The organism is Neisseria sp. P0001.S005 (assembly GCF_051963715.1).
On record NZ_JBQCTZ010000859.1, the window covers coordinates 1 to 330 of the forward strand.

At 57.3% G+C, this 330-nt stretch carries 1 pseudogene; it reads left to right on the forward strand.

The window, feature by feature from the left end:
* Nucleotides 1–330 (forward strand): annotated as a pseudogene (locus tag ACTHSP_RS23225) (cell division protein); the annotation flags it as partial.

The window sequence follows — 330 nt, forward strand, 5'->3', positions numbered from 1 at the left end:
GCGGAAGCCTTGCGTAAAAAGCAAGAAGCGCAGCAGTTGAAAGAGAAAAAAGAAAAAATGCGCCGCGAGAAAGAGGCACAAGAGCGTCGCGCCGCTGAAGAAGAGATGGGTGCGGCCGGCGTGGAACGCTTGTGTACCAGCAGCGCCACCGTGGTGATGGATGAAGACGATTACCACCGCATCAAAGGCCTGTTGGGCAAATGGCCCCATGCAGCCAGCCGCAGTATCGAAAAACGTAACGGCGCATCCGGTAGCGAGACTTCTTCCAAAACCTTCCGCGTGGTCTTGCCTGCCGACGGCGACACTTCCGCCCAGCTTGATGCCTTAGGC